The following is a 14924-nucleotide window of genomic DNA, read 5'->3' as shown; positions in this document are numbered from 1 at the left end:
TCCGACCGAAGAGAAACCGTCCCGCCTCCTCGACGGCCAGGAGCGCGCCAGGACCCCCAAGCCAAGGAGTCAGCCATGCCCCATGCATTCGCCAACACCGTCGCCAGCTTCAAGACCGCGTCCGGCAAGAGCGGCAAGTACTACTCGCTGCCCAAGCTGGCCGAGCGCTTCCCCAACGTGAACCAGCTGCCGGTCTCGATCCGGCTGGTGCTCGAATCGGTGCTGCGCAACTGCGACGGCAAGCGCGTGACCGCGGAGCATGTCGAGCAGCTCGCCAACTGGCAGCCCAACGCGCCCCGCAACGAGGAGATCCCCTTCGTCGTCGCCCGTGTGGTGCTGCAGGACTTCACCGGCGTGCCGCTGCTGGCCGACCTGGCCGCGATGCGCAACGTCGCCAAGGCCCAGGGCAAGGATCCCAAGACGATCGAGCCGCTGGTGCCGGTCGACCTGGTCGTCGACCACTCGATCATGATCGACCACTTCGGCAGCCCGAAGGCGCTGGACCTGAACATGAAGCTGGAGTTCGAGCGCAACCGCGAGCGCTACGAGTTCATGAAGTGGGGCATGCAGGCCTTCGACACCTTCGGCGTCGTGCCGCCCGGCTTCGGCATCGTCCACCAGGTCAACCTCGAATACCTGGCCCGCGGCGTGCACAAGACCGGCAGCGGCGCGGACACCGTCTACTACCCCGACACGCTGGTCGGCACCGACAGCCACACGACGATGATCAACGGCGTCGGCGTGGTGGGCTGGGGCGTCGGCGGCATCGAGGCCGAGGCCGGCATGCTCGGCCAGCCGGTCTACTTCCTGACGCCGGACGTCGTCGGCTTCGAGCTGTCGGGCCGCCTGCGCGAGGGCGTCACCGCCACCGACCTGGTGCTCACCGTGACCGAGATCCTGCGCAAGGCCAAGGTCGTGGGCAAGTTCGTCGAGTTCTTCGGCGAGGGCACCGCCTCGCTGACCGTCCCGGACCGCGCCACCATCGGCAACATGGCGCCCGAGTACGGCGCGACGATGGGCTTCTTCCCCGTCGACGAGCGCACCATCGACTACTTCAAGGGCACCGGCCGCACGGCCGACGAGATCGAGACCTTCGAGAGCTACTTCCGCGCGCAGGGCCTGTTCGGCGTCCCCAAGGCGGGCGACATCCGCTTCAGCCAGGTGGTCTCGCTGGACCTGGGCACCGTGGTGCCGTCGCTGGCCGGCCCGAAGCGCCCGCAGGACCGCATCGTCATCACCGACCTGGCCAAGACCTTCGCCTCGCTGTTCACCAAGCCGGTCGCGGAGAACGGGTTCAACCAACCCGTCGACAAGCTGCCGAAGTCCTTCCCGCTCGGCGGCACGCAGAAGGGGCTGGACATCTTCAACGGCGACGTGCTGATCGCCGCGATCACGTCCTGCACCAACACGTCCAACCCGAGCGTGATGCTCGCCGCCGGCCTGCTGGCCAAGAAGGCGGTCGAGGCGGGCCTGAAGGTCCAGCCGCACATCAAGACGTCGCTGGCGCCGGGTTCGCGCATCGTCACCGAATACCTGCAGAACGCCGGCCTGCTGCCCTACCTGGAGAAGCTGGGCTTCTCCGTGGCCGCCTACGGCTGCACGACCTGCATCGGCAACGCCGGCGACCTGACGCCCGAGATCAACGAGGCAATCACCGGCAACGACCTCGTCTGCGCCGCGGTGCTGTCGGGCAACCGCAACTTCGAGGCCCGCATCCACCCCAACATCAAGGCCAACTTCCTGGCCAGCCCGCCGCTGGTGGTCGCGTATGCCATCGCCGGCAACGTGACGCGCGACCTGATGACCGAGCCGGTCGGTCTGGGCACGGGCGGCAAGCCGGTCTACCTGGGCGACATCTGGCCGACCAGCGACGAGATCCATGCGCTGCTCAAGCTGGCGCTCAACCCCGACGCCTTCCGGTCCAACTACGGCAAGGTCAAGTCGGAGCCCGGCAAGCTGTGGGAGAAGATCAAGGGCAGCACCGGCCAGGTCTACGGCTGGCCCAAGAGCACCTACATCGCGCAGCCGCCCTTCTTCGGCAAGTTCACGCAGATCCCCGAGGCACAGGAAGTCGGCGTCAAGGGCGCGCGGATCATGGCGCTGTTCGGCGACTCCATCACCACCGACCACATCTCCCCGGCCGGCTCGATCAAGGAGGTCTCGCCCGCCGGCGCCTACCTCAAGGCGCAGGGCGTGCTCAAGGCCGACTTCAACAGCTACGGCTCGCGCCGCGGCAACCATGAAGTCATGATGCGCGGCACCTTCGCCAACGTCCGGATCAAGAACCTGATGATCCCGGCCAAGCTCGACGGCGCGCGCGAGGAAGGCGGCCTGACGCTGTTCCAGCCGGGCGGCGAGAAGATGTTCATCTACGACGCCGCGATGCGCTACATCGCCGCCGGCACGCCGACGGTGATCTTCGCCGGCGAGGAATACGGCACCGGCTCCAGCCGCGACTGGGCGGCCAAGGGCACGCAGCTGCTGGGCATCGGCGCGGTCGTGGCCAAGAGCTTCGAACGCATCCACCGCTCCAACCTGGTCGGCATGGGCGTGCTGCCGCTGCAGTTCCGCCCGGGCGACTCCTGGGAATCGCTGGGACTGAAGGGCGACGAGGTCATCGACATCCAGCTCGGCGACGAGATCAAGCCGCAGTCCGAGGCGACGCTGGTGATCCGTGCGGCCGACGGCGTCGCGCCGGAGCGCCGCGTCCCGCTGATCCTGCGCATCGACACGCCGATCGAGGTCGAGTACTACCGCCACGGCGGCATCCTGCCCTACGTGCTGCGCCAACTGCTGGCCGCGTGATCGGGCGACCGCGGAACCCATCGATCCGCCACTGAAAAGAACGGCGGGGCCGCTGTCGACCATGTCGAAAGCGGTGCCCGCCGAACGTCATGAGGGTGAGACGCGCCATTCGTTCAATGGTTCGTCCACCCTCTTTCATTTTCAGGACTGCATCAGGAGACCGACATGCGATTCATGGTCATCGTCAAGGCGGACGAGCACAGCGAAGCGGGCGAGATGCCCAGCACCGAACTGCTTGCCGCGATGGGCGCGTACAACGAGGAGCTGGTGAAGGCCGGCGTGATGCTCGCCGGCGAAGGGCTGCATCCGACAAGCAAGGGCGCGCGGGTGCGTTTCTCCGGGAAGGCACGCCAGGTCATCGACGGTCCCTTCGCAGAAACGAAGGAGCTGATCGCCGGCTACTGGATCTGGCAATGCGCCTCGTTGCAGGAGGCCATCGAGTGGGTCAAGAAGTGCCCCAACCCGCAGATGACCGAGTCCGACATCGAAATCCGCCAGATCTTCGAAGCCGAGGATTTCGGCGAGGCCTTCACGCCTGAACTGCGCGAGCAGGAAGAGCGCCTGCGCGCCGACATCCAGAAGCAATAGAGGCAAAAGCAAAGCCCTACCCCGCTCGCCACGGCCCCAAAAACGGGGCCGTCAGCAGCTGCAGGTGGGGCCGGAATGCTGCTGGGGGTTCCCGGAGGGACGCCCCCTGCTGCGTGGAGAGCCCGCGCTTGGCGTAGCGCAGTTGGGCGGTCTCCCGACCCCCCCGCACTCCCTCAACGCATCACTTCGTCGTCGGCGGCGTCGTGGTGGTTGCGGGCTTCTTCGCCGCCGGCTTGGCGGCCGGCTTCGGTGCCGCCTTCGCGGGCGTGGCGGCCTGGTCGACTTCCTTGGACGCCGCGGTCGAACCGCCCTGCACGCCCAGGCGGCCGCCGGTCCCCAGCCCGCCCTTGACCTGCTGCGCCTTGTAGTTGCGCAGCGCCTTGACCATCTGGTTGTACGAGTCCGCGAACGCGGTCACGATGACCTTGCCCTGCGGCGTCTTGCCGTAGGCGCCGCCGGCGATCGCCGCATTGCCGAAGAAGCTCGCGCCGCCGAAGCCGAAGTCGAAGTTCTTGGCCGTGCCTTCCGCGGCGGAGATCTGCACGCCGGAGCGGTTGTCCACCAGCAGCAGCGTCGTGGACGCCTCGTTGGTGCTGACGTTGGCCGCCACCGCGGTGAGCAGGCCGATCGCGCCGGTCCCGATGCCGCCGCCACCGCCGCCGGTCTTGCCGGAGAACTGGATCTCGGGGCTCATCGTGTAGTCGGCGGCGACCATCTGGCCCTGGCCGAAGTTGCTGCCCGAGCGGACTTCGCCGGATTGCATCAGCGCGCGCTCACGTTCCATGTTGGCGAAGGCGCGGCCGCGTTCCACGATCACGAAGCAGTTGGACTGCTGGACCATCAGGCGCAGCACCGGCGTGGTCGAACCCAGCTGGCGGTCGCGCAGCTGCGACCACCACGGGGCGTTGGTGTCTTCGAAGATGGCCAGCGTGCCCAGCGTCTCGTCGCAATGCTCGAGCTTGCTGTTCTGGTTCTCGGCGGTCGCGCCGCCGGCGGCGCCGGAGACGGTGCCCTTGTTCTCGCCCATCGTCGGCGCGGTGGCCAGGCAACCGGCCAGCAGCAGCGGGGACAGCATCAGGGCGGACTTCAGCACGAGGCTGGACGAGGAGACGAGAGGGGAAGTGGCAAGCATGGAATCCTCCAGGTTTTCTAACGACGTCCGGGACGACGTCTCACAACGAGCAACAAGAACGAGCGACAACAAGCAACAGCGAGCGACTGCTGGCGACGACAAGGACGCGGGCAACGGACGCAATGCCCCGCCCGGACCCGACCGGACGGAGCCGGGAACTCAGGGATCAATCGAGGGGCGTGGCCGGCGCGACGCCGTAATAGCCGCCGACCGGCTGGCCGTGCGGATTGCCGATCCAGATGCTGGTACCGAACACGTCGCTGCACCCGCCCCAGGCGATCTCGAACGCGCGCGCCTCTTCATTGCGGGTCTGGGTGTAGACCGACACGGTGCTGTCCGAGGGGCCGATCGTGTAGCAGACCCGCGCCCACACCGGACGCGGCGAGGACGAGACCACCGAGGCCGCGCCTTCGGCGTTGCCGTCGGAGGCCTTGGCCATCCATTTCGTGCCGCGGGACGGGCCCGGGTTGTAGCTGAACACGTAAGGCACCTGGGCAAGCGCCGCGATCGAGGCGGCAAGCAATCCGGCAACCATCAGGCCTCTGGCCAACATTCGTTTCCCCTAACGCGTGTGTACCGAAATCCAACGATTTCAAAGGAATGTCGCGGATTGTTAGGCGCCTCCCGGCGAAAAAGCGAGGCCCCCATCGTGGTGGTACGGGCGCCTCCCACGTTGACGGGATGGCGGATTGCGCAATCCGCCACGCCTGCGTTCCACACGTCGCACGGCCTGCTGTCGACGCACACCGCACGGCAAGGCCTGCCCCCGGCAAAGCGAGCAACGGCGCGGCTTGGCGGGGAGCGTCGCGAGGGCCGATGGACACGGGGAAAAGTCGGCGGCGCCCCTCCCGGGGGCCGCGGTCCGCGCGCGGCCGGAGGGGCCGCGGGGACTTTCGTTCAGTCGACGCGCGGGCGCTCCGCGCCGCGCGCATGACTTAGGTCATCTGGTGTTGTAGGGATGGCGAATGCGGGGACATCGACTATGCGTCGACCTCGCGATGGCGAGCCCGCCGACCGTGCCGCCGACCGCGCGGCCTATGCGTCGAGGTCCAGGCCCCGCTCCTGCGCGAACAGCTTCAGCGCCGGCATCAGCGCGCCGATCTTCTCGGCGACGGCGTCCCGGACGGTATCCACCATCACCTGCGTCTGGCGCTCGATCTCGATGTGCAGCGGCGCGCCCTCGCCCTTGTCGGCGAAGGTGGTCATGCGCAGCGTCTCGGGGATGAGCCAGACCTCGAACCAGCCCGAGCCGTCGGCGTTGCGGCCGGCCTCGGCCACCGTCAGGCTGGCGCCGTTCACGGCGATGTAGCCCTTGGCGAAGATGTAGCGCATCCACGGCGCCGGCACGGCGATGCGGATCACGTGGTTGTTGGCGGGGCGGCGGATCGACTCGACCTTCGCCATGAAATCGACGTGGCCCGACAGCGGGTGGCCGCCGATCTCGGCGCCCTCCTTGGCGGCGCGCTCGACGTTGAGCCGGCCGCCGACGCCCAGTTGCCCCAGCGCCGTGAGGTTCAGGCTCTGGAGCATCACGTCGAAGTCGGCCTCGTGATCGCCCTTCAGGGCGGTGACGGTCAGGCAGACCCCGTCGCAGGCGACGGACGCGCCGATCTCCAGGTCCTGGCAGAAGCCCTCGGGGAAGTCGAGCGTGAAGCTGCGCAGGCCTTCCCTGTCGGTGATGGCGGCGACCTGCGCGATGCCTTGGACGATACCGGTGAACATGGCGGGCCTCCGATCAGCGTTTCGCCGTTTTCGCCGTCTTCGCCGTCTTCGCCGCTTCAGCAGCGTGCGACGCGAACAGCTCGGGCGAGAAGCCCAGGCTCAGCCGGCCATCGTTCCATTCGACGACCGGGCGCTTGATCACGCTCGGCTGCTCGACCATCAGCGCGGCGGCGCGGGTCGCATCCGTCACGCCGGCCTTGGCGCCATCGTCCAGCTTGCGCCAGGTGGTCCCGGCGCGGTTCAGCACCTTGTCCCAGCCGAGCTCGGCCATCCACTGCGGCAGCTTCGCCGCGGGCACGCCCTGCTTCTTGTAGTCGTGGAACTGGTACGCGAGGCCCTGCTCGTCGAGCCAGGCGCGAGCGCGCTTGACGGTGTCGCAGTTGGGGATGCCGTAGAGGGTGATCATGGGAACGAGGGGGGCGCCGACGGGCGTGGAACGAAGGCGGCACGCTACCATGAAGCGGATGATCCCCTGGCTCGACGATGACTCTCTGGACTTCCCGCCGACCCGCCGCGCGCTGGGGCCGCGCAGCGACGCTCCGGGGCTGCTCGCGGCCGGCGGCGACCTGAGGCCCGCCCGCCTGCGCGCGGCCTACGCCCGGGGGATCTTCCCCTGGTATGGGGAAGGCCAGCCCATCCTGTGGTGGACCACCGATCCGCGCATGGTCCTGCGGACGGAGGATTTCAAGCTCTCGCGCTCGCTGCGCAAGACGGTGGCGAAGTTCATCCGCACGCCGGGCTGCGAGATCCGCGTCGACCACGCCGCCGAGACCGTGCTCAAGGCCTGCGCCAGCACCTCGCGCGACGGCCAGGACGGCACCTGGATCGTGCCGGAGATGCAGCAGGCCTACCTGCAGCTGGCGCGCGAAGGCACGGTGCATTCGGTCGAGACCTGGATGGACGGCGAACTGGTCGGCGGCCTGTATGGCGTCAACCTTGGCCGGATGTTCTTCGGCGAATCGATGTTCATGCGCAGGACCGACGCGTCCAAGATCGCTCTCGCGGCGCTGATCTGCCTGTGCCGGGAATTCGACATCCCCTGGATCGACTGCCAGCAGCAGACGGCGCATCTCGCCTCGCTGGGCGCGGCGCCGGTCACCCGCGAGGCGTTCGAGGCGCACCTCGCCGCGCACGCCGGCCTGCCTGCGCCCGGGGATTGGTCCTATCATCCGCGCCTGTGGGCCCACCTGGGCCTGAGCGACTCTTTGAGCGACTCCCAGAACGACCCGCCCTGAGCCACCAAGCCCCCGAGCCCCAGAGCCCGTGACGCACCCCAAGGAACTCCCGCTGGCCGAGCTGCAGTTCTACGCGACTGCGCCCTACCCCTGCAGCTACCTCAGCGACCGCCAGGCGCGCTCGCAGGTCGCCACGCCGAGCCATCTGATCCACGCCGACGCGTATTCGAGCCTGGTCGCCGCCGGCTTCCGGCGCAGCGGCATGTTCACTTACCGTCCCTACTGCGACGGCTGCAAGGCCTGCGTGCCGATGCGCATCCCGGTGGCGGACTTCCAGCCCAACCGCAGCCAGCGCCGTGCCTGGACGCAGCACCAGGCGCTGCAGGCCCGCGTCATGCGGCTGGGCTACAGCGACGAGCACTACCAGCTCTACCTGCGCTACCAGGCCGGCCGCCACAGCGGCGGCGGCATGGACCACGACAGCGTCGACCAGTACACGCAGTTCCTGCTGCAGAGCCGGGTGAACTCGCGGCTGGTGGAGTTCCGCGAGCCCGATGGCGCGCTGAAGATGGTTTCCATCCTCGACATCCTGGGTGACGGGCTGTCGGCGGTCTACACCTTCTACGAGCCCGAGCCCAACGTCAGCTACGGCACCTACAACGTGCTGTGGCAGCTGCGTCAGACCCGCGACCTGAGCCTGCCCCACCTCTACCTGGGCTACTGGATCGCGCAGAGCGACAAGATGGCCTACAAGGCCCGCTTCCTGCCGCACGAGTTGCTGCGCGACGGGTTGTGGTCGCGCGTCGAGCGCTGAGTTCCGACGCTGTCGCGCCTCCCGGGCGCGTCCCCCTTTGCCTCCCTGGCAGCGGGTCGGGAGACCGCGCGTGGCAAGAATTGGTCCCACACTGGTTTTTCCTGTCGACCTCTCCGGTCGTACCGGTTTTCCCTTTGATTTGCCTGAATTGACGTCCATACACGTCCTTGACGACATCATTACGACACGTTACGCAGGTCTTGAGGGTTAACCTGAATGATGCAGACGTTAGTGGTATCTACATTGCATACCACTATGAGATCAGCAGCGGTATTGGTCTCCTAGACGCCGCGGTTGCAAACCGCACGCCGTCCGCCGGGATCAGCCCGCGGACCGCACGTCGACAAGCCAGGGAGTGACTGCCATGTCTTCTGCACGCGCCTTTCTTCGTACCGCCGACCGCGCCGCCGGACCCGTTCCGGCCGCGGCGCCGCTGATCCGCCCCGCCGCCCCCGAGTGGCCGGCCTGACAGCAGCCTGAGGCCGGTCCCCGGCGGCCGGGCCCGAGCGGCCGCCGCCTTCGCCGGTTGAACCGACCGGCGCTTTTTCTTCCGAGCCCTGACCGTTTCCGCCGCGCTGCGTCCGCAGTCGCCCGGCGCGGCGGCGCTCATCCCTGCAGTTCGCGAAGACGACCACAAGACGTCTGCAAGACGTCCATAACGACCACCCGTCAGGAGCCCCCCCGATGAGACAACGTCCCTGCGCCCGTCCCCACCCGATGCTGCCGTGGCTGATGCCGATGGTGCTGGCCGTCGCCGGCACCTCGGCGATGGCCTACGACTGCACCGGCGTCGCCGATTGGAATGTCGCCACCGCGTACAGCGGCAATGCGATCGTCAAGCAGAGCAGCACCGCCTACCAGGCCAAGTGGTGGACGCAGAACAACCCGCCGGCGACGAACTCCGGGCAATGGGATGTGTGGAAGGTGCTGGGCGCCTGCGACGGCGGCGGCGGCACGAACAAGCCGCCGACGGTGGCGTTGAGCGCGCCGACCGCGGGCACCTCGCCGACCGCCGGTGACACCGTGACGCTGGCCGCGACGGCCGCGGACAGCGACGGCACCGTCGCCAAGGTCGGCTTCTACGTCAACGGCGCGCTGGTCGCCGAGGACACCACCGCGCCGTTCAGCGTGAGCTGGACCGCGCGTGCCGGCGTGGCCGACATCACCGCCCGCGCCACCGACGACAAGGGCGCGACCACCGACACCGCCGCGCTGCGCATCACCGTGCAGGGCCAGGTCACCGGCGACGAGCGCTGTCGCCCCGAGGGCCTCGCCACCACCGCCGGCACGGCGCCCGCCTACTGCAAGGTCTACGACGACCAGGGCCGCGAGAAGATGGGCGCGGACAAGCCGCGCCGCATCATCGGCTACTTCACCAGCTGGCGCACCGGCAAGACCGGTCAGCCCGCGTTCCTGGCGCACCAGATCCCGTGGGGTCAGGTCACGCACATCAACTACGCGTTCGCGCATGTGGACGCGGCCAACAAGCTTTCCGTCGGCAACACCGCCGACGCGACCAACCCCGCCACCGGCCTCACCTGGCCCGGCATCGCGGGCGCGGAGATGGACCCGGCCTATGCGTACAAGGGCCACTTCAACCTGCTCAACAAGTTCAAGAAGCAGTACCCCAACGTCAAGACGCTGATCTCGGTCGGCGGCTGGGCCGAGACGGGCGGCTTCTACACGATGACGACGAACGCGGACGGCTCGACCAACACGGCCGGCATCAACGCGTTCGCGGATTCGGCGGTGGCCTTCCTGCGGCAGTACGGGTTCGACGGCGTCGACATCGACTACGAGTACCCGACCAGCATGAACAACGCCGGCAACCCGGTGGACTTCGCCATCAGCAACGCGCGGCGCGGCGCGCTGATGAAGAACTACGTCGTGCTGATGCGCACGCTGCGCGCGAAGCTCGACGCGGCCAGCCAGTCCGATCAGCGCCATTACCTGCTCACGATCGCGGCGCCTTCCTCCGCCTACCTGCTGCGCGGGATGGAGGCCTTCCAGGTCACGCAGTACCTGGACTACGTGAACATCATGAGCTACGACCTGCACGGGGCGTGGAATCAATTCGTCGGTCCCAACGCGGCGCTGTATGACGACGGCAAGGACGGCGAGCTCACCGCGTGGAGCTACTACACCGCCACGCAGTACGCGCGCATCGGCTACCTCAACACCGACTGGGCCTACCACTACTTCCGCGGCGCGATGCCGGCCGGCCGCATCAACATCGGCGTGCCGTACTACACCCGCGGCTGGCAGGGCGTGACCGGCGGCACCAACGGCCTGTGGGGCCAGGCGGCCCTGCCCGACCAGAGCAAGTGCCCCGCCGGCACCGGCGGCGGCACCGTGCAGAAGTGCGGCAACGGCGCCGTCGGCATCGACAACCTCTGGCACGACCTCGACGTCTCCAGCAAGGAAGTGCCCGCCGGCTCCAACCCGATGTGGCATGCGATGAACCTCGCGTCGGGCCGCCCGGGCAGCTACCTCGCCGCCTACGGCCTGAACCCGGCCACGAACCCGGCCGACCAGCTGACCGGCACCTACGTCCGCAACTACGACGCGACGCTGGTGGCACCGTGGTTGTGGAACGCGCAGAAGAAGGTCTTCATCAGCACCGAGGACGAGCAGTCGCTCGGCGTGAAGGCGCAGTACGTGGCCGATCGCGGCATCGGCGGCGTGATGTTCTGGGAGTTCGCCGGCGATTACGCCTTCGACACGGCACGCAACGAGTACTTCATCGGCAACACGCTGACGAGCGCGCTCTACAACAAGCTGAAGACGGCACCGGCCTACGGCAACCGCCTCAGCTCGGCGGCGCTGCCGGCGGAGACGCTGGACATCGCGTACGCGCTCGGCGGCTTCGCGCTCGGCGACAGCAACTACCCGATCACGCCCAAGCTCACGCTGACCAACAACAGCACGACGACGCTGCCCGGCGGCACGGAGTTCCAGTTCGACGTCCCCACCGCGATCCCGTCGACGGTGACGGACCAGAGCGGTTTCGGCCTCACGGTGATCAGCAACGGCTCGAACCCCGCGGGCAACAACATCGGCGGGCTGAAGAACGACTTCCACCGCGCCAGCTTCAAGCTGCCGTCGTGGCAAAGCCTGGCCCCCGGCGCCAGCGTGACGCTGACGATCAACTACTTCCTGCCGTCGACGATGCCCAGCAACTGGACCGTCACCGTGAACGGCCGCAGCTATGCGCTGGCGCAGGAAGCGCGCCGCGGCGCGGTGCCTGCCGCAGCACCGGCGGCGGCGGCGGCGAAGACCTCCGCCAAGACTTCGGCCACGCGATGAACGACATCGGCGCCGGCCTCCCGGACCTCCCCACCACCACCCTTTGACCCACAGGAGATCGACATGAAGAGACAGATGGTCCGCCTCGGCGGCATCGCCCTGGCCGCCGCGATGGCCGCCGGCACCGCGCACGCCTACGACTGCACCAACGTGCCCGAATGGTCGGCGTCCGGCATCTACACCGGCACCTCCAACAGCTTTGCCAAGCAGAACAACATCGCCTACCAGGCCAAGTGGTGGACGCAGAACGAAGCGCCCGCCACCCACTCCGGCCAGTGGGACGTGTGGAAGTCGCTGGGCGCCTGCACCGGCGGCGGCACCGACACCACGCCGCCGACCGTGCCCTCGGGCCTGACCTCCAGCGGCATCACCAGCAGCAGCATCACGCTGAGCTGGGGCGCGTCCACCGACGCCGGCAGCGGCGTCAACAACTACGAGCTGCTGCGCGGCGGCTCCCTGATCGCGTCGCCCACGGCGACCAGCTACACCGACTCCGGCCTGTCGGCGGGGACCTCGTACAGCTACCAGGTCCGCGCGAAGGACAAGGCGGGCAATGTCTCCGGCCTGAGCAGCACGCTGCTCACCAGCACCGCCAGCAACGGCACCTGCGCCGCGGCGCCGGCCACGCCCTCGGGCCTGAGCTCGCCGTCCAAGACGGCCACCAGCGTCAACCTGGCCTGGAACGCCGTCGCCGCGGGCCCGAACTGCACGGTGCAGTACCGCGTCAACCAGGGTTCGACGCAGGTCGCGCAGGGCGCGGCCACCAGCGCCAGCGTCACCAACCTGACGGCCAACACGAACTACACCTTCACGGTCTCGGCCTTCAACCAGGCCGGCTCGTCGCAGCCGTCGGCGCCGATCACGGTGAAGACCGACACGCAGACCGCCGGCGACAAGGTGCTGCTGGGCTACTTCGCGCAGTGGGGCATCTACGGCCGCAACTACCACGTCAAGAACATCGACACGAGCGGCTCCGCGGCCAACCTGACGCACATCAACTACGCGTTCGGCAACGTCCGCAACAACGTCTGCGAAGTCGGCAAGATCATCCCGAGCAACGAGTCCACCGGGGAAGGCGGCGACGCCTTCGCCGACTACGGCAAGTCCTACGGCGCCGACCTCAGCGTCGACGGCGTGGCCGACACCTGGGACCAGCCGCTGCGCGGCAGCTGGAACCAGCTCAAGAAGCTCAAGGCCAAGTATCCGAAGATCAAGGTGCTGATCTCGCTGGGCGGCTGGACCTGGTCGCGCGGCTTCTCGAGCGCGGCGCGTCCGGAGAACCGGGTCAACTTCGTCAAGAGCTGCGTGGACGCCTACATCAAGGGCAACGTGCCGGTGACGGACGGCGCGGGCGGCCCGGGCGCGGCGGCCGGCGTGTTCGACGGCATCGACCTCGACTGGGAGTACCCGAACGCCTGCGGCCTGGCCTGCGGCACGGCCGAGGATCGCGCCAACTTCACCGGCCTGCTGGCCGAGTTCCGCAAGCAGCTGGACGCGGTGCGTCCGGGCCTGCTGCTGTCGATCGCGTCGGGCGCGGGCGTGGACAAGGTGCGGGCCTATGACCCGGACCAGATCCATCCGTACCTGAACTTCATCAACGTGATGACGTACGACTTCCACGGCGGCTGGGACACGATCACCGGGTTCCACTCGGCGCTGTACGCGCCGGCCAACGATCCGTCGACCGGTGACGTGAAGAAGTACAACACCAACGACGCGATGCAGGCCTTCCTGGACAAGGGCGTCCCGGCCTCGAAGCTGAACGTCGGCATCGGCTTCTACGGCCGCGGCTGGACCAACGTCCCCAACGTCAACAACGGCCTGTACCAGAGCGGCACGCCGGCCCCCGGCACCTACGAGGCGGGCAACGAGGACTACAAGGTCCTGAAGAACCTGCAGGGCTACACCAGCCGGATCGACGACGTCAGCAAGGCGCAGTGGATCTACAACGGCTCGACCTTCTGGAGCTTCGACACGCCCGCCACGATCGCCATCAAGATGGCCTACGTGAAGTCCAAGGGCTTCGGCGGCGCGTTCTTCTGGGAGTTCTCGGGGGACGATCCGACGGCCTCGCTGTCCAAGGCGATGGGCGCGGGCCTGAAGTAAGGCCTGGAGCCCTCCGGAGCGGCCCCGGCCGCTCCCCCCGACAGGGTGCCAAGAGCCCCCGCGCGGTCCTCCGCGCGGGGGCTTTTTTCGTCCTGCCTTCCCCCGGCCGTCCTGCTGTTCTCCCTCCTGCGGCCCCTGCTGCGCTCCTCCTGCCAGCGCGTGGCAGCTACCCCAAGGATCGCGATTGAATACTGTACGTTCATCCAGTATTCTCATCCTTCCCATTCAGCAGCCGAGCCACCGAGGAACCCGTCATGCGTCGCTACGAAGTCATCCTGGAACGAGTCATGGTCCCCTATCACCAGCGCGAGCTGGCGTGCGTCATCGCCATGCAGGTGCTGGACGCCCGCCTGGGCGGACCGGCGGGCGTGGTGGACGCGTTCAACGCCGCGCGTGCGGTGACGGGCGGGGACACGCGGTGGTCCATCCCGGAAGCCGCGTCCCGCGCCGACGTCGCCGCGGTGAAGCGCTGGCGCCGCGCCACGGAAGCGGCGCTGGATGCCATCGAGCAGGGCTTCGCGCACGTGTTCGTGGGCATGTCGGCGCAGGAGATCGAGCTCGCCCGCGCGGACGAGTCCCTCAGCATCGTCCCGCACCTGATGGAGGTGCCGGCCCGCCTGCTGGCCGAGGCCCGCGTCGGACTGCCGTGGTCGGCGACGGCCGCGGTGGTCGTCAGCGCCGCGGCCCAGGCCGCGATGGTGCCGCCGGCCTCGATGCTGACGCACATGCCGACCCTGGCGCACGCGGCGATGATGGCCCACTGAGGCGCCGCGAGCCGCAAGGCCTGCACCGGGAACGCCCACAGCGCAGAGAGCGCCGAAAGCGCCGAAATCGCCAAGCGCTTCAGGAGCGCGGCGCGGGTTCCGCCAGTTCCGAGATCTCGATGAGGTTGAGGTCGGGATCCCGCAGGTAGACCGAGCGGATCTTTCCCGTCGCGCCGGTGCGCATCACCGGCCCTTCGATGATGGCCACCTGCAGCGCGTTCAAGCGTTCGATGACCTGATCCAGCGGGATCGACGCGATGAAGCAGAGGTCCAGCGCGCCCGGCACCGGCGTGTGCGCCTTCGGCTCGAACTCCCGGCCCTTCACATGCAGGTTGATCTTCTGCTGGCCGAAGAGGAAGGCCTGGCGCGTGACCGGCGGCGTGCCGCCGACGAAGCTCTCCAGCCGCATGCCCAGCACCTCGGTATAGAAGCGGATGCAGTCCGCCTCATGGGCGGTCGTGAGGACCAGGTGGTCGAGGTGATCGATCAAGGCAGACTCCCGTCAGGCGACA

At 68.3% G+C, this 14924-nt stretch carries 12 protein-coding genes; 7 read left to right on the top strand and 5 right to left on the bottom strand.

Features of this window, described 5'->3' with window-relative positions; genetic code table 11:
- Positions 1-75 precede the first annotated feature (75 nt).
- Together acnA and AC07PR_RS07795 are read left to right on the top strand one after the other, a co-directional pair.
- On the top strand, positions 76-2805 hold the full coding sequence (gene acnA / locus AC07PR_RS07800) for an aconitate hydratase AcnA (RefSeq protein WP_495134944.1): 2730 nt from the start codon (positions 76-78) through the stop codon (positions 2803-2805).
- Positions 2806-2970: 165 nt separating this feature from the next.
- Positions 2971-3393: a YciI family protein gene (locus AC07PR_RS07795; protein ID WP_495134943.1), complete on the top strand. Its 423-nt coding sequence runs from the start codon at positions 2971-2973 to the stop codon at positions 3391-3393.
- Positions 3394-3574: 181 nt separating this feature from the next.
- Here the strand turns inward: AC07PR_RS07795 and AC07PR_RS07790 are convergent, their stop codons facing one another.
- The 4 genes from AC07PR_RS07790 to AC07PR_RS07775 form a co-directional block, all read right to left on the bottom strand.
- A complete protein-coding gene (locus AC07PR_RS07790; RefSeq protein WP_377153150.1) occupies positions 3575-4525 on the bottom strand; it encodes a CsgG/HfaB family protein in 951 nt (316 codons plus the stop codon).
- Between the two features lie 166 nt (positions 4526-4691).
- On the bottom strand, positions 4692-5078 hold the full coding sequence (locus AC07PR_RS07785) for a hypothetical protein (protein ID WP_377153148.1): 387 nt from the start codon (positions 5076-5078) through the stop codon (positions 4692-4694).
- Positions 5079-5560: 482 nt separating this feature from the next.
- Positions 5561-6247 carry a riboflavin synthase subunit alpha gene (locus tag AC07PR_RS07780; RefSeq protein WP_377153146.1) on the bottom strand — a complete coding sequence of 229 codons (687 nt, stop codon included), beginning with the start codon at positions 6245-6247 and terminating at the stop codon, positions 5561-5563.
- Between the two features lie 13 nt (positions 6248-6260).
- Positions 6261-6653: an ArsC family reductase gene (locus tag AC07PR_RS07775; RefSeq protein ID WP_495134942.1), complete on the bottom strand. Its 393-nt coding sequence runs from the start codon at positions 6651-6653 to the stop codon at positions 6261-6263.
- 58 nt (positions 6654-6711) lie between these two features.
- Between AC07PR_RS07775 and aat the strand changes: the two genes are divergently transcribed.
- The 5 genes from aat to AC07PR_RS07750 all read left to right on the top strand — a co-directional run bounded on the left by aat (position 6712) and on the right by AC07PR_RS07750 (position 14412).
- Complete coding sequence (gene aat, locus AC07PR_RS07770; protein WP_483109272.1) at positions 6712-7482, top strand: leucyl/phenylalanyl-tRNA--protein transferase; 771 nt, start codon at positions 6712-6714, stop codon at positions 7480-7482.
- A gap of 28 nt (positions 7483-7510) precedes the next feature.
- Positions 7511-8236 (top strand): arginyltransferase, encoded by a 726-nt coding sequence (locus AC07PR_RS07765; RefSeq protein WP_377153142.1) that lies wholly within the window; start codon positions 7511-7513, stop codon positions 8234-8236.
- A gap of 684 nt (positions 8237-8920) precedes the next feature.
- Complete coding sequence (locus AC07PR_RS07760) at positions 8921-11542, top strand: chitinase C-terminal domain-containing protein (protein ID WP_495134941.1); 2622 nt, start codon at positions 8921-8923, stop codon at positions 11540-11542.
- A 63-nt stretch (positions 11543-11605) separates the two neighbouring features.
- Entirely contained in the window at positions 11606-13648 is a 2043-nt protein-coding gene (locus tag AC07PR_RS07755; RefSeq protein ID WP_495134940.1) for a glycosyl hydrolase family 18 protein, read from the top strand.
- A gap of 254 nt (positions 13649-13902) precedes the next feature.
- The gene (locus AC07PR_RS07750) at positions 13903-14412 is read left to right on the top strand and encodes a hypothetical protein (protein ID WP_377153136.1); all 510 of its coding nucleotides are present in this window, start codon (positions 13903-13905) and stop codon (positions 14410-14412) included.
- A 79-nt stretch (positions 14413-14491) separates the two neighbouring features.
- On the opposite strand, the gene AC07PR_RS07745 is transcribed toward AC07PR_RS07750, so the two are convergent.
- Positions 14492-14902 carry a VOC family protein gene (locus AC07PR_RS07745; protein WP_483107136.1) on the bottom strand — a complete coding sequence of 137 codons (411 nt, stop codon included), beginning with the start codon at positions 14900-14902 and terminating at the stop codon, positions 14492-14494.
- Positions 14903-14924: the final 22 nt, after the last annotated feature.

It is taken from the genome of Roseateles sp. GW821-FHT09H11, assembly GCF_059415845.1.
Note: the sequence above shows the minus strand (reverse complement) of the source record. Positions and strands in the feature narration are given on the sequence as shown.

Bases quoted from the DNA above. Each gene is read 5' to 3' on its own strand.
- AC07PR_RS07795 (WP_495134943.1), top strand. From the start codon at position 2,971: ATGCGATTCATGGTCATCGTCAAGGCGGACGAGCACAGCGAAGCGGGC.
- AC07PR_RS07780 (WP_377153146.1), bottom strand. From the start codon at position 6,247: ATGTTCACCGGTATCGTCCAAGGCATCGCGCAGGTCGCCGCCATCACC.
- AC07PR_RS07785 (WP_377153148.1), bottom strand. From the start codon at position 5,078: ATGTTGGCCAGAGGCCTGATGGTTGCCGGATTGCTTGCCGCCTCGATC.
- AC07PR_RS07755 (WP_495134940.1), top strand. From the start codon at position 11,606: ATGAAGAGACAGATGGTCCGCCTCGGCGGCATCGCCCTGGCCGCCGCG.
- acnA (WP_495134944.1), top strand. From the start codon at position 76: ATGCCCCATGCATTCGCCAACACCGTCGCCAGCTTCAAGACCGCGTCC.
- AC07PR_RS07790 (WP_377153150.1), bottom strand. From the start codon at position 4,525: ATGCTTGCCACTTCCCCTCTCGTCTCCTCGTCCAGCCTCGTGCTGAAG.
- aat (WP_483109272.1), top strand. From the start codon at position 6,712: ATGATCCCCTGGCTCGACGATGACTCTCTGGACTTCCCGCCGACCCGC.
- AC07PR_RS07775 (WP_495134942.1), bottom strand. From the start codon at position 6,653: ATGATCACCCTCTACGGCATCCCCAACTGCGACACCGTCAAGCGCGCT.
- AC07PR_RS07750 (WP_377153136.1), top strand. From the start codon at position 13,903: ATGCGTCGCTACGAAGTCATCCTGGAACGAGTCATGGTCCCCTATCAC.
- AC07PR_RS07760 (WP_495134941.1), top strand. From the start codon at position 8,921: ATGAGACAACGTCCCTGCGCCCGTCCCCACCCGATGCTGCCGTGGCTG.